The organism is Paenibacillus sp. B46(2026), from assembly GCF_056786355.1.
Genome location: NZ_CM165907.1, coordinates 2,037,508 through 2,062,274, shown reverse-complemented (window position 1 = coordinate 2,062,274; position 24,767 = coordinate 2,037,508). Strand labels below are relative to the sequence as shown.

The following is a 24,767-nucleotide window of genomic DNA, read 5'->3' as shown; positions in this document are numbered from 1 at the left end:
CTACACCCGGTCTGCTGTGACCTTCATTTCAAAATTACCATTAGGATTCGGCTTGGCATGAATATCCGTTGCAATACGAATATAAAAATCGATGCTATCCTCCGGTTGAATCAGACCATAGGTCAGATAATCGATCGGAAGAAACGGATCGGCCTGTCTGGATAGTTGGACTTCAACACCATCCGTTTCCTGTTTCTTATCCATCTCCAGGTAAACATGATCCACAGCATATCCAAGCAAGTTTTTGATTCTGACTTTCTTCGTTAACGTCGTCTGTCCGGCAATGATCACCCCATAATCGAGTTGTTTCAAAATACCGCCAAAGGTATCTGAAAGAAAATCTCCCGACTCGTCCATAAACATTAATCCTGAATACGATCCGATAAACTTGGTTTCCCAGGAGTCTACGGCACCCCAATAGTCCTGAAACTCAACCTTCAATGTATTCTCTACGCCATAATTAACATCTCTTTCGTCAATATTGAGTTCAATATCGAATGGAGAAGCTGCTAGTCGCGTAAAATTCCCGTCTGCCGGATAATACGTTTTCCCGTTCAACAACACGCGGTACTTAACCTTGCCCTGATCTCCATCATTCAGCACACCTGTAAGTTTGTTACCAGAGAAGGTCAGGTTGATTGTGGCAGTGGTGTTTAAAAGTTGCAGTGACATATCTCTAAACTCCACTGCGTTACGAGGCGCATCAACGATCATCTTCACTTCGTCCAGCGAATAGCTATTTTCATAATGCTTACTGCTATCGAAGTAATAGGCGATTCGTGTTAAATCTATTAGATCCTTTTTAGGGATGGCGTTGAGTGTGTCCAGATTCATTCCTTTTCTTTTGAATAGGGTTGTATTTTGGATATCCATATCGAACCACTTGTTGAAACGGTATGTTTTCCATGTGAGCCCCGAGTCGAACGAAGCTGCCATTCTTAATATACCTTCCGGACTGTTCTCCGTTACTTTCGTAGCGACAATCTTTTTCAGATCTCCATAGAGTGCTATGTCGGTTGGTTGAACAATTAATTGCTCAAACGGTAGCGCGTTATATGTCAGCACCATGTCCCGATTTCCGGCGATTACTTCTTCATCATTCGTCCACGTAACCACGTCAAAATCTCCCTCAAGTTCATCCAATGGGGAGTAGTTAGCCGTGATATTTAGTTCTGCTGATGTTTTGGATGGATCGTCCGTGTAGTATAGAACATCCACACTATCACCCAACTCATCGTAGAGGGTAAATGGTTCGGTTTCGATTGTAATCGTTGATTCGGTTTGATTTGGGTCATCGGTGTATTCGATGATTTTGATCTCTTTGTCTTCCCATTCTTCGGCTAGGGTGAAGGGATCAGTTTCAATTGTAACCACTGATTCTGTTATCGATGGATCATCAGTATAATAAAGTACTTCAATATCCTTGTCTGCCCACTCCTCTTCAAGAGTAAAAGGTTCTGTTTCGATATTAAAGGATACTTCTGTTTTTGTTAGGTCATCCGTGTAGTAGCATAATTCGACTTCGCCAGTGAGTTGTGACCATGCGGATTCAGGTATGATGGAGATGTCGTCCATCCCATAGTCAATGTAATCTTGCTCCGTTGGTGTATTGTTAGATAGCTTGTTCCATGAATTTGAATAATAGTAATATGACCCACTAAAATGAAAAAGTGTATTATAGTATTTCTTATCATAAATGTCTATTGCATCAAAAAGAACGTAATAAGCGTCATTTGTTGTTATTTTAACTGTGTGAATACCTCTGCTCAATGTTTTTTCGTATAACAATACTTGCTGAAGGACAGAATTTTGGTTATATTGGCTGTAAATTTCAGTAACTCCGTCAATCATAATAGAGATATTAGATGATCCCATATTATGACTATTGCCAAGTAGTCTAATCTTAGTGCCTTCAAATTGAAACTCTACAGTTGAATTTATAGACGATGAAAGCCTAGAAGTTCCGTTGTAATATACAGCGTTTGGAGAGGAAACGAATCCACTAGAATACTTGAAAATATTGCTGGTATCATCGTGTCTAATCCAATCTTTTTCTGGAAAAGGTAGTGCTTGACCTAAAGTTGCCATTTGTCACCCCAACTCCTTTCTGAATTATAAATAGATAGTTCATTTCATTTACTTATGTGATCGATGCTCTCTTGATTGGTGTTTTACTTGTGTCGATTTTTTGCTTGAAGACTTTGCCTAAACCGATTTTTTCACTAACTTTAACCAATGACCTTCTTTCGCTGAATTCATCCTCCAAATCAATAATCATTCCTTTGTTCATCCCATGTTCAAGAAAACTTGTTTCTGAATTGTCTACGGAAGATATGTATTTATCGAGTTCATACATACCTAAATCACCAATCGCCAAGAAGTCTCCAGCGCCTTGATTCGCAGTGACATTAATTCTGTATCTCTTATAAGCAACCTTATTTTTAAATTCATAGAGACGATATTCCTCTCCAGCAAAGTTGGGTTCATTCATTCTCGAATCTAATAAAACCCATTCTGATCCATCCCAACCCTCAAATGTCCAAGTTTTTGGAGGTCTGTTTACAGGAGTGTTTCCTGCTTGAATTGAATAGGCGGAAATTATTTTAGGTGAATCAAATTCATAACTTAACCATCCAGTTAGAACATTGATATTAGCAACCCATCCATTTGGATCAACAATTCTATCAAATGCTTTCCAAGGATAAAATGTTGTGTAAGTCGAACTTGCATCAACAACACCTGATGGAGTAATGTTAGATGTCATTGCAGGAATAGCATTATCTTTGTATTTATTTGTAATGCTATAGTATTCATCACCAGATGAAATCAAGAATTTATTATAATTCTCTGCTTGCCGATATCCATCAGGAATAGGATATGAAATTGTCTCTTTGGTAAATCTAAACTCTATAGATGATGCATTAAAAGCCATAAATGCAGGATACCAAGTTGCACCTAACGACTTTAATCCTATAAATGATTGTGGTTGTTTAACACCATTTTTATACCATTGTACTGTGCCTGAAGAGTCATCTAGATCTAGGGCAATACCAATAATGTCTCCATTGGCAATTGTGTTGTTTCCGTTAACTTGAGGATTGTATAGTACCCCGCTCCGAAAATAGTATTTATGGTTTACGCCAGCAGTAACTATGTTGTTGCCGTAAGTAATCTTCATGTCTGCACTCGACAATACGACACCAAATCCACTTGCTGTTCCTCCATCAGAAATATGTTTTCCTTCCCAATACCATTTTCCTGAAGAGAAGCCCTCTGTTGTTCTGAGTCCATCATAGATAGAGGTATTCAACTTTGTAGCAGTCAAACCAGATTGATCAATAGTCCAGTTTGGTGATCTCTCTATTGGACTAATCCGCATACTCATCATCTCCTTCAAAAACAAATAGAACACACCATATAAATGTGTTCATAAATTTAGCCTAATATAATCTTGTGCGCTTTACGCTTTGACCTATCGATTGGTTGTTTGAAGACTTTGCCTGGTCCCAATAGTTCTGATGTATCACTTATTTCACTTATCGATACAATACTGCTGTGTAAATCAATATCGACTCCTTTGCTCATTCCATATTTATTAAAGTAACTCTCTGATAACGAAGGAACTTTTGCAAGCTTTGGTACGATTATTTCAAACATTTTCAATTCATTCACATCTGTATAGGTCGCAAAACCATTATTCGCCGTCCAGTTTAATCGATACATTTTAAATTTCATATTGTGCCAAGAATCATCTAAAATATATTCTTTATCGGTGAATCTAACTGTCCACGTTTGATCGACCTGTCTATCCAATACAGTCCAATTCACACTATCGTTTGAACCTTCAAAAGTCCAATCTTTAGGCATTTTGTTTAGGTGTCCTGAGTCATTTGATCGAACTACATATTTATACAAAGAGATAGCATTTGGAAATTCATATCCTAAATATCCCACTCCACCACTACCACTGAGCGAAGCATATCCTTCGGCATCATCAATACCATTGAATGCTTTCCAAGGAGGAAAGTTTGTCGAATAAACAGTTCCTGCAAAAGCCCTGCCAGATGGTGCAGTATCGGATGTCATTATAGGTATAGATGTATCAGTGTTTTTTCGTCCATCTAAGATGGAATGCGACTCACCTTCTGTTGAAATCAAGAATTTATTAGTCATCTCAATATTGTAAGCATTAAAATCGGAAGGAATGTTGTAAGCGAATGGTTTTCCTCCAAAATTAAATGTGATTGTCTTGACACTTGTACTCATAGTGGCAATTGTAGGGTAAACCTCCCCTAAATCCTTGATGTCTGTATGGCTAATCCCCATAGTTAAGCCATTTTTATAAAAACCTAATGTTCCATTATCAAGATCAAGTGCTACACCGATGATATCTCCTACTGCCCAACCTGATCCATAAGATGTATTTCCGGGAAAAATAACACCATTTATTGCATAAAGCGATCTCCAATAAGGGGAGGTGTCTGGGTAGGAATGGGGGAAACTTTTATTTGAAATTCCAATTACGTTTGCTGTTGCACCACTATCAAGTTTAACCTCCCAATACCATTTTCCAGTAGTCTTACCATGAGTGGCACGAACAGCTTGTCTAGGGGTAGCCGCACTGAATGATAAATTACCGTTGCTTAATGTAATCCCAGTTCCCATATCATTTGGGTTTAGAGTGACATTCAATATTTTCATTTTCCATCTCCTTTCAAAAACTATATAGAACACATCTTGTATTTAGATGTGTTCTGTAATATTAGCCTAATATAATCTTGTGCGCTTTACGTTTTGACATATCAATTGTGTGTTCAAAGATTTTGCCTGATTCGTAAACAATAGAATTAGATTCAATAGATTTTACACCGTTAAACTGTGATGGATTAATTGTTGGTTCCATACCACACTTCATAAAGGTTTGTTCTGATTGGTTGGATAGTTCCAGTAGATTAAATGGCATTCGTTCATACATCTTAAACTCACGGATGATGACATACCCGCCACCATTATTAGAACCCCAATTCAGCCTATACATTTTATAACTATTTGTTTTATTAATATCAATAGTGTACTCTTTGTCTGTATTGTTCGCTGTCCAGCTTTGATTTATTTGTGTATCTAACACAGTCCAAACTTCTCCATCGTTACTAGCTTCGAAAGTCCAATCTTTAGGAGCGAACGTATTAGTGCTTGCGGTTAGTGTGTATCTTCCTATAACGACACGTTTGCTAAACTCATAACCCAAATGCCCTGTTTTAATTGAATTCTGACTATAGTAATCACCTACATTTCTATCAAACGCTTTCCAAGGCTCATAGCCAGTGCCATAAACACTACTAGCAAACGCCATACCACTAGGAGTGATATTGGATGTCATTTGTGGGATTGCTGTTTCTGTCGCATAAACTGTTGGTGCTACTGAATAAGTTTTGCTATTAGATGAAAGTAAGATTTTATTTTTAACAACTCTTTCTACAAACCACTCTGCATCACCCCTGTATGTGCCACTGTCCCATAGAAACTTATATCTTCCTCTAGGTATATTTGTAAATAACTTCGTCCATTTTAATTCGGTTGTTAATACGGCTTCAGTTTGTGGGAAATCCACAAAACTGACTCCATTCCAAACTTGAATTTTTAGTTTACCTGTATAACCAGAATAAGATTCAATTGGGTATCTCCAAATGTTTACTTCTTCATTAAAGTTGACATCAAGATATTGTGTAGTATTGTTAAGCCAATACATTGAAGATGACGCATTAGTAACATCTCCATCTTCCAAAGACTGAGGAATTACCCCTGTCTGCGAACTTTTATAGTCATTTACAATTAACTTTAACCTTTTGCTAGTATCAGAGGGATATGGTAATAATGCCATTCGATCATCTCCTTTCTAATTGTAATCATTATTTTACATAAAAAAAGAAGTAGAGCATTCAAGCCCTACTTCACACTTACACCTGTTATTTCGAAATACTTTTTCAGATCAATATTCCCTTTGAACAACTTACCTGATCCTAGCGATCCATTGACAGTCATGGTCTGAACGAAAACTTCGTTTTTTCTATCTAATACAGATAGATCGTCCATTCCTTCATTAATAAAAGTGTCTTCTGAAGGTAAAGTTGCGGAAATTGTATTCCATCCAACTACTTCATCTTTTGGTGTTTTCTCAAACATTTTCAACTCTGCAATTACTGTTATGGATGCATTTCCCTGATTGGCGCTCACATTAACTCTGTAATGAATGTAAGCATCTGAGTTATTGATTCTATACTCTTCTATCGATCCTCTGGCTAATGTCGTATTGTTAGTCTGTGTATCCAAGACAATCCAATTAATGCCATCATTACTGCCTTCAAATGTCCATGATTTTGGTGGTTCACCAGTAACATAATAGGTTCCATTAGTTCTCATAGCAAGAGAATACTTGTAGATAATCTTCTTAGCTGGGAATTGATATTGCAACCAACTTACAGGCGTTAGAGAAGCCCATCCATATCGTTCATCCTGAATGCCATTGAACGCTTGATAAGCATCGAAACTTACACTATTTATGCTACTTGCACTTGCTACACCAGATGGAGATGTGTTAGAGGTCATGACAGGTATCGCGTTATCATTCGATTCAATAAAAACTTTTGGCACATATTTTTTATACGACCCATCATGTTTGATGAATGATTTAAACATTGGCAAAGTTTCTAGTTCAAATAATGGTCTATATCCACTAGAAGATGTAGATGAAGAAGCCGCCGCACTAAATGTTGCAACCGTAGTTGCCCCTCTTCGAACTCTGTTTGCACTATTAGCATTTGTTGTGCTTGCTAAGGAATATCCTGCGCTCCAATTCCATACTCTATCGTCTCCAGCAATAATATTACCATTTAACGTTGAGTTGACAATGTACTGATCCCACTCATTGTCTTTGTCTGCCGCCGAATATCCACCAGATAGGAGTCTTGCAACGAACATATAATTCTTCACTCCTAAATCCTTTTGAACACCAAACACAAGACCATTGCTATTTAATGCATCCCATGTGATAGCCGCTTGAATAGGTCTGTCTGCAATCAATATCTTCTTTTTATTGTATTCGTCAGCAACAATGAAATAGAAATCACCGCTAGGCGAACTTGGAACAGATGTTGTTGATATAAAGTCAGATGTTTGTTTTCCTAAATTTTTAAACTCTCCTGCCACACCAGAAGTATTCGAAACGTAATTGCATCTGATCCGCTTACCAACTTCAAGTTCAGCAATATTTGCAACTTCATCTGGATGGAACAAACGACCATCTAGGTCAATATCAATTGCATCAAGAGCCATAAAAGTAGTCGTTGACCCACTGGACTTATTCACAATTTCTATTTGATGTCTTGCTTTCGGTAATCCCACAATTTCAACCTGAAGTACTTGTGCAAGTTCTGACCCTAGTTGCGAATGAGTTCCATGCAATTTTCCATCAACGTAAACTTCAATTAAATCACTTCGATTGGTATATCGTGCTCCAATTAATCTTAGTTTGGTTCCTTCAAAATCAAAAACAATTTTGTCACCTATTGTTGAAGTGTAATTAGAGTATCCATTGTATGCACCAGCACCAACACCGTTAGTGAAGTTTCCAACATATTTAATAGAAGATACACTATCATCATACCTTCTCCAACCCTCCTCTGGTATTGGTATTTGCGATCCAACAGTAGTAATAAGTTGACCATTGGAATCAATGTCTATAGCATCAAACGAGAACGACAAACTGTCTTTTGTATAAATCTCAACTGTATGCCTTTTGTCTTCAAGTTCTAGCTTCTCAAAGACAAAAATTTGATGACTCGTGTTTATAGCTAAACTGTATTCAAACTCGACTCCATCTATTTTAACACCTACAGATGGACTATAATTAGACACACCAGTACTAGCGATAAATCTAATCTTTGTTCCTTGGAACTCAAATTGAATTTTACTATTGTTAGCAATTGCAATATATCTAATTGTTCCACCATAAGCTGATGCGTGTGTTATCGAAGGCACATTCGTTATGTTGAAATATAAATTGTTATCATCATACCTCTTCCAACCTGCGTCAGGTGCTGTTAACACAACTCCAATACTTCTAGTCATGTATCCATCTTCACCTACATCAATTGCATCGAGAATTAGTGTTTTGTTGTCTACTGTTTTAATTTGAACAACATGTTTACCTTGGGACAGATCATTTTTTTCGAAGACCAAAGCCTTCGTTCTTGAGGTTGTTGAGTCTTCATTGATTATTCCAACATTTATTCCATCAATAATAACTTGAGCTGTTGTCGTTCTACCTGAATACAAACCACCAATAATTCTTATTTTTGTTCCATAGAAAGTAAAACTCATCGTTGATCCACTGGTCGATGTATACTTTGCACTTCCATTATAGTTTCCAGCAAGCGTTTCTGTTAACCATGTACCTGTGTACACAATCATGTCATTCGTATCATCGTACCTCTGCCATCCACTTTCGGGGTTATTTAATTGATCTCCTAATACTGCCATTTACTACACCTCCCTATATTCAAATACTGGACGAAAGCCCCATGTGGCATATGAACCACCACTTGCAGAGTAGTTTATGTCACTCCACTGTGCCCTGGTATTACTACCTCTTCCAATGCGCTGATTATTAGATGCTGTTGTAGTCGAATTTCCAGCTTTGTCTCTCCATGTGCCATAATTCGGTGTTTCTTTGCACCAGCTATAATTACTTAAATGATGAAAAACATCATCTAGAATTTTTCCTGACAGAATCTTGTTTACAGGAAAATTAATGAGATACTTGTCCCACTCATTTATAGAGGGAAATGCTCCAAAACCTAAATCTGAATTTGATTTTTGCCCATTCGCGTCTGCATATATTACACCCCCACTTGGGCAACGAATAATACCTGATGTTTCACTTATAATGCGCGGCGATCCTTCGACAAATTGTCTTGCATTTAACCAATCCCAAGTTATCGTATGACTTGTCAATCGATCTGCTATTAGTAGCCCTTTGTCCACTTTGATGGCATACCAAAAATATTTCAAAGGCATACTGGCTATTGCAGTCCCTGTTAGTGGAATTTCTGTATAGCCTGTTGTGCTTCCTCCAAAAATATATCCAGTTATTGTATTATCGTACTTCCAAATAATATAATCTCCGATTTCCATATCAGAAAGCTTTTCTCTCAACTGCCCTGTAGTCGCTGGAGCTGCCATAAAATCACCCCTTACTCACTCTGATTCTATCTACTTTCTTAAATTTCGCTTGTTCAACCTTTTGACGTAACACCATGCCTGTTGGAGTGTCAGATGCTTGTTCCATGTTCAATTGATATTTTCTCTTCAGCCCTAGTGAACCCGAATCACTTTCAATAAAAGGATTACTGTATTTATCCTTCTGGTTAAAATCGTCTATGTAGAAATTCGAATATTTCTTTTCTGCAAAAATCTCAATTTTCACCTTCGCATACTTTGCTGGAGATTTAGGAGCAGTCACATCTGCTACGATTTCCTCATACGCCCCCCACTCATAACCATCCTCAGATGTACTCCAGTAGATTTTGTATGATGCTCTATCCACTACGTCTACACTTGCAGCCACACCTTTCAATGAAGCAATCTTATCCTGAATCCGAATGGGAGTGGACTCCCAAGATCCAGTAGCAGGATAGATTGAATTCCCGTCCGCATCATGACCCAGTTCTCTTAATTTCAACCTCTGTTCCTCAACTATCGTATCTTGAAAAACACCTACAGATAGATCTATATCCAGTGTAATTTCTTGAATTGCCATACTCTCACCACCTATCTCATCTCAAAATCCAACTCAACGAATGTCCCAGTTTATGATCCCTGCATGATTTGCCTTCAGAGGGGCTATGATTCGGTCTACGACAAACCCGTTTTTACGAATAACGAGTTGCCCAGGCAAGTCCAGGTTAGAAGAAATTTTTATTTGAAAGAATACGGATTCCTTTAAAGGCAAGGAACATACACATTGAAAATTAATTTGTGCATCATTCAGGTTCATTGTTTTTTTGTAACCAAAGTTAAAACATTCAATCGTATTTCTGAAAGCCTCTGCTTGCCCTGAAAATCCAGCCATATTCGCTTCTGAGGACCCATTCTTGAATTGAATGATGTCATTGTATACAAACGTTCTCCCGGTTAAAGGGTACTCCTGCTCCTCACATTCATAAGATATGGAGTAACGATCAGCATTAATGTGAAAGACCCCATTGGCAACATTGTAATAAACTTGGGATCCTTGGCCCATCAATCCGAATAACACCAACTTCTCTTTGTTGATGTCATAAAAGCGGTGTGAATGTTGTGTCTGAAGATCATACTCACTCAGATACGTTCCATCATAATAATCTGCAATCCATATATAAGCTTGAGATACAGGTGAACGAGAGTACTGTTTCTGACCTAAAATCACAGTTTTTCCTCCTCATAGATAAATAAAAAGACAGGCTATAATAGCCTGTCTGCATCATTAACTTTTCTTAAACGTAACGATAGGAGATACGTTTCTTGAACTCTTGTTTACCACTACGAGCATTCAAGGGTACTTCGCATTGAATAGACAGCGTTACATAGTTACCCGCCGCGTCTTGTTGATTTCCATTGTTATTGACTCCCAAAATCTCTTTTGCACCCGGTACTAGCGGTGTTGCATAAGGTGTTCCTGAATGATCCAGCGTAGTTTTGCCCGTAGTTCCAATAGGCTTCGAAAAGTCCTTGCCTACACGAGAGCTCTCTTCATCCAAATCGTTCTCCCCAAGTGAGTCCACTTGCACATGAAACCAGTTGTTTTTAACAGCTTCAATATCGTGTTTAACCGTATCACCAGTGCCCCCATCCATATCCCGTGTTGTAAAGGTGCAATCCTCCATTTTTGACACATCCGTCGCACCACCTTTGTTGTTCCACACATTAAAAATACGAATTTCACTTTTGGTATCTGCATCAATAACACCATAATCAAACGGTGCTACAATCTCCTTGCTATGTGTTGCGTCCATCCATGTAATAATTGGTTGTGTCATTATAATCAATCTCCTTTTTTTATGTTCGTATGGTTAATTGAATTGTAAGATGTTGAATATCAAGTCCTGCTTTGATAATTTGAATCCGAAATAAATCCCCTGCCGAAACTTGTTTGCTACTAAACTTCGCCTTTTTGTTGTCAACATGAGCTAGTGCATTAAACTCCAATGGAGAGTCCATAATATCCACCCAGTTGATTAGATCTCTGGATTTCTCAATTCTGATCTCTGTTTCTGTTTCTCCATAGACGCCACAAAAACCCTTCACATCCAGGATCTCTCCATGAAATGGGAAAGGAGCTACTACCCCTATGACTTCCTGAAAGACATAAGACTCTTTGCAAAATACAATTACACGGTCTTGGACTTCCAGTGGAATTTCGTTTAACTTCAGATGCTCGGCTATACTCATTAAGCCATCCTTATAAGGATTAACTACCTGCAAATTCTGGCCAAACACATCAATTTCAATCCAGTTGTTTCCATCATAACGGTATCTTTTGCCATCCTTGTAGGTTTGGACCGTCCAGCCTGTCTCAGGAAAAGCATAGGTGTCCCGCAGTTCACGAAGATCCGATACCGGACTTTTATACACGAGTCGAGTGGTTTGATAGGCATCTTTTGCTCGATTTGCAGCTTCTAACGCTTCATCTGCTACCTGGTTGGCATGATCCGTGGCACGCCGGGCTTGCCCGGTCTGGTCTATGGATTGCTGAATGACTTCTTCTACTCGTTCCATCGCCAACTGCGTCTCATCCAGCTTACGCTGTGATTCTTCTATAAAATCTTGCAATGTTTTGATAACATCCGGATTACGTGTAATCATTGCATAGATTCGTGAAGCAGGATACATAATGAGTCCTCTACCTTTATAACGACATAGATGAACCCTCCCTTCTTGAGAAGGGTGAAATTGAATGGTACCCATGCCATAATGAACGAGAAACTCATTCTCTGCCAACTTCTCTTTTTTCTCATATACATGTTGGTCAATCTCAACAAAACCACTAATAACAACCTTATCGGTAGATGAAGGGATTTCAAGTAAAGTGATCATGCTATTAATGACTGGTAACGAATCTGTCCGATCCACAAATGGATCTACAGCATCTCCCTTGCGAGCAATAATTGTGAGGGGATCATTATACTGCATATGTGTATGTAAATTTGACAATAGTTCACCTCCTTTCGTTTAATACTCAGTTTGTATATACATTGCTGCTTCCAGTCGTGATTCGGGCCGAAGTCCCCAAGGATGTGGTAACCGTTGAATTGACACTGCCAATGGCTTTAGCTCCTGCAAATACGGTCGTACTCCCTGATGCAACTCTTCCCTGTCCACTACCCGATGTCGAGGGTCGTATGTTAATATATCTTGTTGAGCCATTACTCGTTGGTACAGGAGGACTTGCCGTCCATGTATCTGGAGAGGGGTCGTTCACACATGTAACTGCCCGTCCGTTCACATATACCGTGGAGTTGGATACTGTCCCCGATGAGGTTATGACTGCATTGGTGCTTCCACTACCAGCTGATGTCCAAATTCCACCGCCCCAGTCCAAGCACAAACCTGTTTCTTCGTCCCTAGTTCTACAAAAACGTTCAATCCAATTTTCAATGTCGTATGTAACATGCCCACTTTTACTTGTCTGACTTACACTTGAACCGTTATAAGCTACTCCAGTCATATAACCTCCTACTGTAACAACTTGAATTGATATCTGAACTGGATTCGTGCGTCTCCACGAACACGCAAAATATTTTTTCCCACAGACAAACTTAGAAATTGATCGTTAAAATCCTTATATCTATACGTTACGGGAAGAGAGGATTCTATATGCTGTCTCTCGTTATCCACATACACTTCCTCATCATGCACCAGATTCTTGAAACGAAACACTTCAGCATGCCGGGACTGATTGTCAATCTGAAAGTCACCGTTCCCTTGCTTGTGAATCCAAATTTCAGGCTTACAGACCTGATCTCCTTTATTGAACAGCACAAGAACCGGTTCAAACGAAAAAGTGATTTCTTTCAATTTCGGTGATTTACTCAAGTCATTTGTATCAAACAAGACACGATACATAAAATGATGCTGATTGACCGCTGTGTCTTCATTCAGTCCAGGTACAGTTCCATCATTGATGCACGTTTCCCAAGCACTCCATTCCATTCCATCCATTGAATGTCTCGTCTGTATGGTAATTCTGGAACTCTCCGAACTAACTTCACTAACCCAATTCACCCGACTTAATACGCCTCCCGATTCAATAGGAATCTGAATTGGACCAGATATATAATGACCTTTCTGATGTGTTACTGACAGCCAATTAGCCATATAAAAACCTACTCAATCTTCCCAAAAGGTCGAAACCAGGCAGCTGAACCGATTTCTTTCCATTTTGCGATTCGATGGGTGGACCAGACTGCATTCTTGTCATACGTTGTTGTTCCATCAATCGTAGTCCATGTTGGCTCTTGATCACCGGACTCTCCTGCCTGGATACATATGTAGTACCTGCCGTTATCTATTGAAGGCAACACCATATCATTTTTCTGATACAGGGTGGTTGAAGCCCACTGACTCGTTGCCCGAATATCCTGAAATTCAGCCCCTTCTGATATTGGGAAAACAGGTTCCCGATAACCAGAGTAACCGGACTGGATGCATTGATACACATGACCATTATCCACCGTTGGCACGATGTAATCTCCATTTTTGTAAGAATGCACACTCTCCCATTTAGGAGCAGCTTTACCAGTACGTGTGTTTACCCAACCGTAATAACTGCCATATACGCAGTTGGCATTACGTAATGTCGCATTTTGCAGATAGTCTCCGCGAATAGGGATGTCTGTTACAAAGTCATCGGATATCTGGTCCAACTTTTGAAAGTTTTCACCCAAATCTCGAATGGTGTTCTCAATCTCATCTGTAAACGCTGGTATTTTTAATTGAAGCTTGGATGTATTTGTTGACATAATTCTCTCCTTTCCGAATTCAGTTCAGTTCAATCCATGTTGTATATTTGGGGTAATCGCTCCATTTAGGTCGGTTCGTATTTAAGGTGAGATGACCTTCTGAATTCACAATCACCGATTGGGAATCTATCCCTGTTTGAAAAGTCGGTTTCCACTCATAGATCCGGTCTTTCCATTCATACGTTCGCGTTGTCATTACCGGGGAGTAGGCATACGGTGAATCACACCTGAACGTCAATGTAATGTAACCTTCCCTCAGTCCATTGTGTATAAGTGTTGCTTCATCTACAACGAGTGCATAAAAAATCCTTTCAGGATTCACCCCTTCCTCGGTAGTAAATGTTAATTCCTGATAATAGTCATGCTGCGTTAACCATCTCGCCACTTCCCTGATCTTGTCTGAGTCCCAACTCTCTTCAAATGCAAAAGAGACCGAGAATTGTAGCGGTTCAACCTCAGTTCTCATAAAATAAGGTTGATCCCTTCCCTTGATCTTCTCTTCTACAATACTCCGGGAAGGAGCAAAGTTTTCTTCCAACATACCACTGCTAAGATTGACGTTAATGATACCAAAATCCACAGATTTTTGGCCTGCATACGAAAAATACAGTGCATCCCGAATGGTTATCGTAATCACCTCCTTTCCAGACCTACTGTTAATTCAGGTCTATACGTTGGCCGTTAATTTTAATATTGCGATTAGCCTTGATTTCAATATCACCATCGTTTTTCATATGAATGGTTGAACCGGCTTCTGTTTTGAAAATAATTTCTTTGCCGCTTACTTCAACTGGTCCGGATTCAGACTCCATAATCACTTTGTCATCCATGAATTTCAGACTTCTTCCTCTTCCATTGGATTGTGCCGAATATAACAGTTCGAGGGACCCATTGGGTTTGGTTATTAGACCTTTGCCATATTGCCTTGCATCTCCCTCACCCATACTAATAATCGGATAGGCTGTCTGTCCATCTCCTTCAAAATACAGCTTCATTTTGGTCTTGTCTGTCATTCCATAGACCATCACTGGCCAGCTGGTTACATCCGTTGTCATTTCACCAGATTGACTGGCATTACGCCAATATAACTTGCGCCCATCCGATAACGCTTTATGTGTACCCGTTCCCGCCTCAACCATACTCGTCAGAAAGGTTAACTCTTTCCCTTCAATCTTGATATAGTTGGACCATCCTTGTACTGCCGCACGCGTCAAAGTCGAAACTTTGCCAGACACGATTGAACTTATGAAACCATCCTCTGCCGTAACCATCGTTGCAGCGATCAGTTCTGCATCGATCGCTCCCGCACCTACAATGTCCCATTGATTCATGAATATCTTACGTTGCTCCGAATCAATCAACAGCGTGTTTTGATTATCCGTTATCTTCAGCTTTTTGAATTTGGCAGTACCGTCCATGGCAATGGACGCAACAGCATCTTCAAACTCTTCTGCGCCAGCCCAGAATCCTTTCAATGGGAACATTTTCATCACACCGGCCCCATCTCGCAAGGTTAATGATGATCCCTCGATCTGGCCATCTTTGAACAAAGAGTTTTGAATCTCTGCTGAATCTGCATACAGTTTATTCATCCAGACATTACCGTAATAATCCGCATGAAAAGGAGCCCTCGCCCATACACTGGACCCGAGAGCTAAACCATTTTTATCTATTGTAAAGACCTGATCATCCACGCCAGCTTTGACAAACAAATCCCCATCAAGCGAAGTACCGAATGTTTTATCAGCAATCCCGTTACGAAAACGTTCGATAATGAATCCTTCTTCCGCTGTCATAGAAACGCGATTAACTTTGGTCGTATCATTACAGTTAGAGGTACCATACCTGTTCAGGAAAAATCCAAAACGATCCGGTTGTTCCGAGAGCAATCCGAGCTTCACGACTTCACGTCCACAACGGTCATCAATCATCAATCTGGACCCCTCAATGGTAAACACACCAGTTGTATCTCCTATCACAACCCGCTGACCCAGAATGATCTTGCCTAACACCATTTCAGCAATCAGTCCATCTGCCGTAATGGCCGTTTCATATCTCAGCCCCCCTGATCGTGTCAGGCCAAGTGCACCGTTTGTCAAACGTAGAAAACGTAATGGATCATCCGGATCAGTAATGGTAATCCCCTTGTTGTTAATATCCACTGTGTTGTTAATGGACATATTAATTTCATTCGTAACCTTATTCCAGAATCGGTCGAACAGCTTGCTCATGTCAGATGAATCAACAACCGCTTGACCCCATTTTGTCTTATTGGTATCAACAATGATCGAGGTATTCTTGGTTTCATTTAGAAACTTCTCGATTCGGGTAGACTCATCATTTACATTTTTGATATTGGATAATGTTAGACTGATGGAAGACGAATCATAGTTATATTGAATCTCACTAATACGGGCGGTCACACCAATACCAACTGATTCATATTTCACATTGACGTAATCCCCAAGATTGAGTTTATCCCAATTAAGCTGTTCCTCCACAATCTCCAGAAAGTTAATTATATCTATATCCACAGATAGTTGTGGTACCTGTAGTTCCCTGAATTTTTCAAGAGCTGCCTCGTACAGATCCTTTTCATCAATGTACTTGTCTTCATTAAATTCTCGTTCAATAACAAAGTAGTTGAGCTCCTGTAGTTGCTCTGAGGAAAAGTTGTTCTCAGCCGTTAATAAGGTCTGTAGCTGTGTAATTTGTTGCTTAACCGCTATAATCTTGCTGTTCAGGTTTGAAATTTCGACCTCTTTCAGGGAGATCTGGTTCTTTTTCTGATCCAAACTATATCGATCCACAATGGTAGCTTCATTGGAAGAGGTCTCGTATTCACCCAGGCTTATAGTGTTTACCTGAATGAAGCAACTTGCTGCACCCCCGTTTAAACTTACCGTAACCGAATCAGCCCCCTTAGATCTGGTTAGCATCGTCCATTTTCCAGATACTGCATTGACCCATGTTCCATTCACTGAAATGGATACTCCAGCAGCAGGCTCAAGTCGTATCATGACAGCATATGCATAATCTGAATTAAGTTGAAATGTTCGAGATGAGTTGCCCGAATGAGTAAATTTTTCAAAAAACATTTTATCAGCAAACTGTTGGGAAAGTGTCACTTCCTCCAAAACAGCCTCGTCGTTTTGTAACTTGTTCAGATCAATCTGTAATGGAATCAGATCCTTTTCATACTGTTGGAGTTGATCCAGGTACTGATTGAATTTCTCCTTGTTAGACTCAACCAAGTTATTGTAATCAAGTAAAGCATGACACAGTCCATCAGACATCCAAAGACTTGAGGTAATAACTTTACGAGAAGAATCGCGTTCAAACGGATACAACCAGTAGCCAAAATTCTCAATATAATTCTGTCCTGTAGGATTCACTTTCTGAATTCCTAAACCATCTCTGCCGCTGGCATATAATCTCGTAACCATCTCCTCAGCACTTGTCTCTCGATTCATGCTTTTTAACAATTTCCCATAACCCACGGTGAGTCCTCGATTAATTCCAGTCAGTTCTGGCTTGGTCATACTGATTAGTCGTTTTTCTGTATTAAAATGAACAATCGCGTTATATGTCTCTGCTACTGAGAATACAGCCTCAAGCGCACTGTTAGATGAAAAATCGAATGTCCTGTAACTTAATTTAAAATCGGCATCCAGATAATCAATGTTCCAAAGCGTGTTGGCCAGCAGTTCCGTCAACACTTGTTCTGCATGATACGATTCTGCAAGATAACTATGGATACGCTTGTCTGACAATTCCCTTGCTAGAGAGTAACAACGGACGTTTAACATGTCCGCATCACCCAGATCATCCCCTAAGCTATTTACCGTAAACCACTCTATCCTGGTACCTTGCACCATTTTTATTAAATATCGTTCTTTGATCAGATCTACATTTTTGTTTCTGTGCAAGACATGGGCAATATCCAGTTGGTACGGTATAGAGAACGATAACTCGCTAACATCATTTAAGCGTACACTCATGGAGTCATGGCAAATCTCACTCATTTTACTAATGATCTCCCGATTCGGCTTTGCTAAAAAATATTGGGGCTGTATAGGTTTTCTAAGATAGTCTATAACACCTGGCAATGGCTTCACTCCTTTCTGCAAATATAAAAGGAAGGGCTTCTGCCCTCCCCTAAATGGTTCTCCACTTTAATTTGTTATTCAACGCTTCTTCGAATTTCCCAAGCAAGTTCAATCCGGTATCGTTATCTTTAGCCATAATTTCAACTTTATCAATCTGGATTCGGTTATCTGTATTTCCGGCAACTCTATTCTCAGAAAATTTAAATGTACTGAAATCAAGACCGGTCTTGATTCGATCTGTGATCCCCCGAACAACGTCTACAATCTTCAGAAGATTGGATGTATCCGATTGATTCAGAATCAACTCTTTCTCATGGGCAAGCAGGAATTTTCCTCCTGCAAACGACGGAGTCATACCACCAGTATTCGCAGAGAAGATATTTAGCTTAGCCAGTTCCGCGAAGCTATTGTCAGGGAATTTATATTTGTCCCGGTATCCCTGGTTCTCCTCTTGTAGTTTTTTGAAATCCTTTTCCAGTTGCTGATATTTATATGAATCTGAATTATACAAAGCCATTTCTTTTCGGATTTTTTCGGCCTGATCCTTATTACTCAAATAATGTGTCCATGCTTTTCTCGTTTCCATCGTGCCTTGAATTTTAAATTCATTGGCTGATCCACTATTATTGTTACCCTGTGATCCTGGATCGGATGATGAATAGTCTCCTGCTTTAAATTTCCCTATGCCTTCCATCGATTGCTGAAAGTTGTACGTCATGTTCTGCATTTCTTGAGAGGTTTCAAATGCATGCTGCTTAATGCTAGCAAATAATTCGTTATACCTGTCTCCTATTTCGGTTAATTTTGCACTGACGACTGCAGCATCGTTACTCATCAATCCTTGCTTCAAATCATAAAAATACTTTTGGTCCTCAAGGATGTCCCTGTAGTAACGTTCTGTTTTCTTCTTCTCATCATCCAGATTAGCTAGCGTTGCCTCATGAAGATCGCTATCTTCTTCTTTTAGCTTATCTGTGTAGTTCTTATGATCATCAAGTTGGTCCTGTAGTCCCTGCTTAACAAGCTCTCTTTCACGATCACGTTCGTACTTAGCGATTTCCTCATCTACGGTTGAGAGTTGCTCTGTCAGATCTTTTCGTTTTGCCTTAGCCTCCATGGAGTTATCCAAAGATAAAACGTTAAGTTTGTCCACAATTTTCTGACGTTCGTTCTTTTTCTTGGTCAACTCTTCCTCATAATCGACAGAAGAATTTTCACGATCCAGTGCTTTTAGCCGTGCATTAATGTGCGTTTCGAACTTCTTCTGCTCATCATCCAGATGTTTATTTCGCTCTTTATGACGTTCGTCTTCAGCTTTCCGCTGCTCATCAATGGCATCGATAGCAAAGTCGCGCTGCTGCTCAATGACTTTCTTGAAATCTTCAATAATTTTGTCTGCGGCATTTTCACGCAAGGCTTGTAATCTCTCATTTACGTCACTCATAGCTGAATTGTTGTCTATTAGCGCTATGTTTAAATCTTTCAGCGTATTGGTATATTTAACGGTCTGATCAGCGTTTAATTTGCCACCTGAAAGCAGGTGCTCTACATATTTAATCTCTGCTTCTGTGATACGGTTTTTCTCTTGTAGAACAGGAATTTGGCTTGCAAGTTCCTTATTATATTCTGCAGATCCTTCCGTCATAGTCTTCAATTTTGCATTTGAAAGAGAAACTAGATGATCTTGTTCCGAAAGCTTGTCATTATAACTTCCGATATATGAATCTATCACTTTCTCTCTTTTAGCATAAATTTGAGATTCATCCTCTACGTTATTTGATCCCAGGTCTGCAATTTGCTTATTATACGTTTCTGAAGTTATTTTCTTATCTTTAAGCAGTTGCTTAATCTTGGCTATCTCTTGCTCTCTCAATTTAATTTGTTGACCAACATAACTAATTTGTGACTGTTCTTCTTTGCGCCATTCCTCAGAATTAATGTATAACATGGATTGTTTACTTGTAGATTTTGCGATCTTTGTCTGTACTTTATCGATTGCCAATTCGTAATATTCAGCCCAGGAATCGATTAGCTTGTACCGATTATCGATTTGTAGGTTAGAAATATCTTTTAATTCTTTCTGCTTCTCTTCTACTGCTTTATTCTTTTCATCTAACGTCGCTGGTACAATTACGGACGTATTACCTGTACTTTTTGGGGTGGATGATTCAGAGTTTATAGATGCTATTCCCGAAATAGAAGCATAGTTATTAAGTACATTGGGAACGTATTTTTTCGTCTCCGAAAAAGGAATATTATGTATTTCACCATTCTTAATCCACTTATTTACATTTCCAGGACCCGCATTATACGCAGCCAGAGCATGTTCAACATTACCTTTATACATTTTTAGAAGATCCGAAAAGTATTTGGTTCCCCCTTTAATATTCTGTTCAGGATCAAAACTGTTTTTTACCCCTAATCCTTTGGCTGTAGGAGGCATTAACTGCATAAGTCCTGATGCTCCTACCGGAGACATGGCATTAGGCTTGAATCTACTCTCTGTTTGTATAATTGCCGCAATCATATTCGGGTCGACCTTATACTGCTCAGCATACTTGTTAATATAGTTAGCATATTTTCCTGCGTAACTACCTGTTGTTTTCGCTGCAGTAAAAACGCTCTCAGATGTTGCATCTTCTGATTGCTTGGTTGTTTTTATTTTGGTAGATACTAATTTCTCCGGGTTCTGTATACCTTTCTCAATAAGGTTTTTCTTCTGTTCGAATAAAGAGTTTTCTTCCATCAAAGATTTTCGATATGCAGCTGAACTGGTTTCCATATTCTTTTGTCTGTTGTGAAGATCATCCAAGGATTTATCTACACCTTGAATTTGTTTCTGAAGTTCGGTCAGAACCTCCGTGGTTTCTGTATATGTGTTATTGGCTTGTTTGGCGGAGTTTGCAGCCTTATCAGAGGACCCCGCGTTTTTCTCATTACTAATACCCAAAGAATCAAGTGATGATGTCAATGCACTCATAGTGGCATTTGTGTTATGTACAGTTACTAAAAATTCTTCATAAGGGGCTGCAAGATTCTGGAGATCCTTATTAAATTTGTTACGCATCCCCTGATTTTCTGTTCCTAATCCTGTGTAATCCTCAACTTCAACGTCTGCAGCCAGTTTTAACCTGACTTGGGCTTTTGCAGCATTTAGTTCCGCAACCGTCGTAATGGCTTTGATTTCAATTCCCCAAGCTTTCAGTTTACTTGCCAGTACTTGGTTATTATTAATCAGCTCATTTTGACCTAGCAATTCTAATGTTTTGAAATAATCAACCTTGGTTTTCTTCAAGTTTTCCAAGGCTGATTTTTCAATTGTATAGCCATCTTTGGTTTGTTTCACATGCTTAGCAAGTTCGGGATACTTCAGAATTAATGCATTCATCTCATCTGCAGACAGAGACTGCCCTTTGGATAGGTCATGAATAACAGAGTTCAATTTGCCAATCTCTGAGGTAACACTATTGACCTCACTGGTGAATTTACTTAAATCGGTATTTACGTTGATAGGTTCCTCTAACGGTGCTAAATTAATCTCAGCGATTGCTTGATTAACTTTATTTAACGTATCTATAGTCATATCACCAACGTTAGGCAACTGCTGTAGAAAAGCCATTGCTTCTTCTGGTGTCTTAAATTCATGATTCTGGAGAGCGTTAAATATTTCTTTGGCATCTTCACCAATTTCCGTAGCTGTAGCTTCACTTTGAGCAGCCATTTCAACATAGATATCGACAAACTTTCGGGTTGATGCCTTAACCTCGATCCCTTCTGCTTCTTGTAGATCTATATAGCTCTGATAAGCTCCTTTGATTGCATCGGCTTTAATATTAATATCTTGTTGGAACTCTTGATTTAAATCGGCAAGTTCTTGACGCAATTCTTCATATTTTTGAGCAGCAAATTCACTTTCATTGACAGCCTTATTGTAATCAGTCTGATTATAATTTTCTGGACCCATCCGATTATACTTCTTTAATTCATTTTGCCAATAATCATAGGTATCAGACTTGTATTTCTTTACTTCTTCCTCCTTGTTATTAATTTTTTCTTTATTACCAGTTATTCTTCCCTCAATGTCCCTTGACTGTTTGTTATATGCCAATTCAGCCTTGAATCTTTCGTTTTCAATTTCTGTCTCTAGTTGTTCGATTTTCCCTTTAATTGCTTCTGTATTCTCACTCAGAGATTTGGTCTGACCGTTAAGTGACTGAGTTGTAATTCCGTATCTGGTAGACAATTCACTTTCAAGTTGAGCAAGCCTTGTTTTTTCTTCATAATTAAGCGAACTCTGGTTTGAGAGTTCCTCATACTCTGCTGACAAAGATTTCAAACCATTGAGATCGTACACTTTCTGGTTCAGCGCTTCTGTTTTATCAGAAAAATCCTCGGTGGCTTGAGTCGCGTTTGAGAACTTATTCATTAACCACTCTAAACCGGTACCAATAAGCGCAAACACAAGTCCTACACCAGTGCTAGCTAGTAATGCCTTAAAAGAATTTTTTAATATAGTAAGACTCATGCTCAACGCTTTGGTACCCGCACTCGCTGCAATAGTTGCAGCAGGAATTCCCATCAAACCAAGAACGGCCTTCGCAATCTCCACTACCAAAATTCGTAAAGACGCGCTTAACAAACCTACGGCCATGCCTAAGAGGCCAAATAATGCAAAGCTGTTATTTAGTTGTGCCATCCAGTTCAGTAAACCGGTAACAAGTGAAGTAATGGTGATAATGCTGTCTGATACCAATGCGTTACCCAGCGCAAGTGTGAGTGACTCCCAAGCGGTCTGCATATTTTGAATTCGTGCGCCGAGTGATCCCATATATTGCTCATTATCTTTCATTGCCGCCCCTTGCGAATGTAGGGCTGATTCCGATGCATTCACTGATGTCTGCCAATTCTGCATCAACGCAGTAAACGTTGTTGTCTGATCTTGTCCTGCCAAGCTGAAAGCCGTATTTTGTTGCTGAGCTTTCGTTAACTGATTCCATTTTCCCGCAAGTTCATCAAGTACCGTGATCACATCTTTGTCAGCTTTGGAGATCCCTACGGATTGTAGAGCCCCGGCAGATTGTTCATCTGAGCCAACTCTAGTATATATCGCCTTCAGTCCTCGTCCGACGACATCTCCACTTTCCCGAGTAATACTGCTAATAGCTGCTGTATTTCCCAATAGCTCCTCAATCGAAACCCCAAAGGATTTGGCTGCTGCGCCAGCTGAAGTTAAGGATAATGCCAGATCCTTACTTGAAACACCGTAGTTCCCACTAACCTCCTTGAGCTTATCCGCAATTCCCATACTCTTATTAGCTTCGATGTTAAATGCAGCCATTGCACCAGTAAGCGTATTAACCGAATCACCTGGTGTCAAGTTAGATATATTCTGAAACACACTTGCAGCTTTCCCAAGACTCAGTGTATCTGACTCGTTAAATCCCTGATTGGCAAAGCCGATTAAATTCCCGTTTACCTCAGACATGCTACGTCCCGTAGATTGAGCGATATTGATACTACCATCCAACATTCGATCTTCGTTGAATGACTTCCCTATTGTTCGTTCTAACTGATTCATCTGACCATCCATTTGAATGATGGATTGAACTGCTTTTCTTAAGACATCCATGGGCTGAATCAATGAGGTTACATTTCTCATCCACCCCCCAGCCATGGTTGAGGCACCCTGCATAACTTCACCCAAGGTTTTGATTTCTCCACCTGCTGCAGAAGACGAGCGCGTAGTTGCTTTAAGCTGCTCATTGACTCTAGCTAAATGCTCCGCAGATGCTTTATAACCAACCGTAGACATGGATGAGTTAAGTGTCAGCATTTCATTGCTTAGAGATCTCAACCCATTGGATACCGTTCCATTCAAACTGTATTTTTGACTTGCCTGAGCGATTCTTTCTTCTGTTTCCTTAATGGAATTACGCAGGTTTGTATCCATTTTTGCATTCTGTTGTAGTGCTTGCTGATGTGCTCGATCTTTGGACTCGTTGTTTCGGCTTGTTTGCTGTTCCAAAGCTCTGCGCGTGGCCTGTTCTTCACTGAGAATGATTTCACGTTGCTGATTCAAACGGTTTTGTTGATTAAGGAGACGTTGCTGTTGACCTACACGCTCCATCACTTTATCGTAATTTTTTACTTCACCATCGTTATTGGTATTCACTGTAAGAAGTTGACCTGCATCATTTTTATATGTTTTAGAGTAACCGGTAATTTCACCTAATTGATTCTTGTTTGCTTTACTCTTGGTCACTGTATAGCCTTCTAGTTCTTGTTCCAGACGTTTAATGGATTTGCGTTGTTTCTCATAAGCTGCTGTCTCAGCATCCGTCATATGACGCTGACGTTCTTGAATCGTCTGAATTCGTTTATATTCATCTAATGAACTCTGCATCATCAATTGATTCTGAACCATGGTACGATTCAACCTGTTCAAGCCCTCTGCATAAGAGTTCAATCCTTGTACAAAACTTTGATCAAAATCCACTTTGACCTCAAGTTTGTTCATTTTATTTGAAAGTTCTCGAAGGGCCTTATTCAGATCTGTAATTACTTGATTGGTATTTATATTTAAATCCAGTTCATTCTGCAT

At 39.5% G+C, this 24,767-nt stretch carries 16 protein-coding genes; all 16 read right to left on the bottom strand.

The genetic code is table 11. The features are described from left to right. Window positions 1–1,575 (bottom strand): hypothetical protein, encoded by a 1,575-nt coding sequence (locus tag AC1S8V_RS09435; RefSeq protein ID WP_482073401.1) that lies wholly within the window; start codon window positions 1,573–1,575, stop codon window positions 1–3. Window positions 1,576–2,140: 565 nt separating this feature from the next. Further along, window positions 2,141–3,379 (bottom strand): hypothetical protein, encoded by a 1,239-nt coding sequence (locus tag AC1S8V_RS09430; RefSeq protein WP_482073400.1) that lies wholly within the window; start codon window positions 3,377–3,379, stop codon window positions 2,141–2,143. Window positions 3,380–3,435: 56 nt separating this feature from the next. Further along, entirely contained in the window at window positions 3,436–4,701 is a 1,266-nt protein-coding gene (locus AC1S8V_RS09425; protein WP_482073399.1) for an SPRY domain-containing protein, read from the bottom strand. Window positions 4,702–4,762: 61 nt separating this feature from the next. Further along, the gene (locus AC1S8V_RS09420) at window positions 4,763–5,881 is read right to left on the bottom strand and encodes a discoidin domain-containing protein (protein ID WP_482073398.1); all 1,119 of its coding nucleotides are present in this window, start codon (window positions 5,879–5,881) and stop codon (window positions 4,763–4,765) included. Window positions 5,882–5,946: 65 nt separating this feature from the next. After that, window positions 5,947–8,538 carry a hypothetical protein gene (locus AC1S8V_RS09415; RefSeq protein WP_482073397.1) on the bottom strand — a complete coding sequence of 864 codons (2,592 nt, stop codon included), beginning with the start codon at window positions 8,536–8,538 and terminating at the stop codon, window positions 5,947–5,949. Between the two features lie 3 nt (window positions 8,539–8,541). Beyond that, on the bottom strand, window positions 8,542–9,240 hold the full coding sequence (locus tag AC1S8V_RS09410; RefSeq protein WP_482073396.1) for a hypothetical protein: 699 nt from the start codon (window positions 9,238–9,240) through the stop codon (window positions 8,542–8,544). Window positions 9,241–9,244: 4 nt separating this feature from the next. Further along, the gene (locus tag AC1S8V_RS09405; protein ID WP_482073395.1) at window positions 9,245–9,817 is read right to left on the bottom strand and encodes a hypothetical protein; all 573 of its coding nucleotides are present in this window, start codon (window positions 9,815–9,817) and stop codon (window positions 9,245–9,247) included. 33 nt (window positions 9,818–9,850) lie between these two features. After that, window positions 9,851–10,465: a hypothetical protein gene (locus tag AC1S8V_RS09400; RefSeq protein ID WP_482073394.1), complete on the bottom strand. Its 615-nt coding sequence runs from the start codon at window positions 10,463–10,465 to the stop codon at window positions 9,851–9,853. A 67-nt stretch (window positions 10,466–10,532) separates the two neighbouring features. Continuing rightward, window positions 10,533–11,075 carry a hypothetical protein gene (locus AC1S8V_RS09395; RefSeq protein ID WP_482073393.1) on the bottom strand — a complete coding sequence of 181 codons (543 nt, stop codon included), beginning with the start codon at window positions 11,073–11,075 and terminating at the stop codon, window positions 10,533–10,535. 19 nt (window positions 11,076–11,094) lie between these two features. Continuing rightward, window positions 11,095–12,228 (bottom strand): hypothetical protein, encoded by a 1,134-nt coding sequence (locus tag AC1S8V_RS09390; protein WP_482073392.1) that lies wholly within the window; start codon window positions 12,226–12,228, stop codon window positions 11,095–11,097. A 46-nt stretch (window positions 12,229–12,274) separates the two neighbouring features. Beyond that, window positions 12,275–12,763: a hypothetical protein gene (locus AC1S8V_RS09385; RefSeq protein ID WP_482073391.1), complete on the bottom strand. Its 489-nt coding sequence runs from the start codon at window positions 12,761–12,763 to the stop codon at window positions 12,275–12,277. 8 nt (window positions 12,764–12,771) lie between these two features. Then, a complete protein-coding gene (locus AC1S8V_RS09380; RefSeq protein WP_482073390.1) occupies window positions 12,772–13,413 on the bottom strand; it encodes a hypothetical protein in 642 nt (213 codons plus the stop codon). Between the two features lie 8 nt (window positions 13,414–13,421). Then, a complete protein-coding gene (locus AC1S8V_RS09375) occupies window positions 13,422–14,057 on the bottom strand; it encodes a hypothetical protein (protein ID WP_482073389.1) in 636 nt (211 codons plus the stop codon). Between the two features lie 19 nt (window positions 14,058–14,076). Then, window positions 14,077–14,694 (bottom strand): distal tail protein Dit, encoded by a 618-nt coding sequence (locus AC1S8V_RS09370; RefSeq protein ID WP_482073388.1) that lies wholly within the window; start codon window positions 14,692–14,694, stop codon window positions 14,077–14,079. A gap of 19 nt (window positions 14,695–14,713) precedes the next feature. Beyond that, window positions 14,714–18,175, bottom strand: a complete 3,462-nt coding sequence (locus AC1S8V_RS09365; RefSeq protein WP_482073387.1) for a phage tail spike protein — start codon at window positions 18,173–18,175, stop codon at window positions 14,714–14,716. 40 nt (window positions 18,176–18,215) lie between these two features. Next, window positions 18,216–24,767 carry a phage tail tape measure protein gene (locus tag AC1S8V_RS09360; RefSeq protein ID WP_482073386.1) on the bottom strand — a complete coding sequence of 2,184 codons (6,552 nt, stop codon included), beginning with the start codon at window positions 24,765–24,767 and terminating at the stop codon, window positions 18,216–18,218.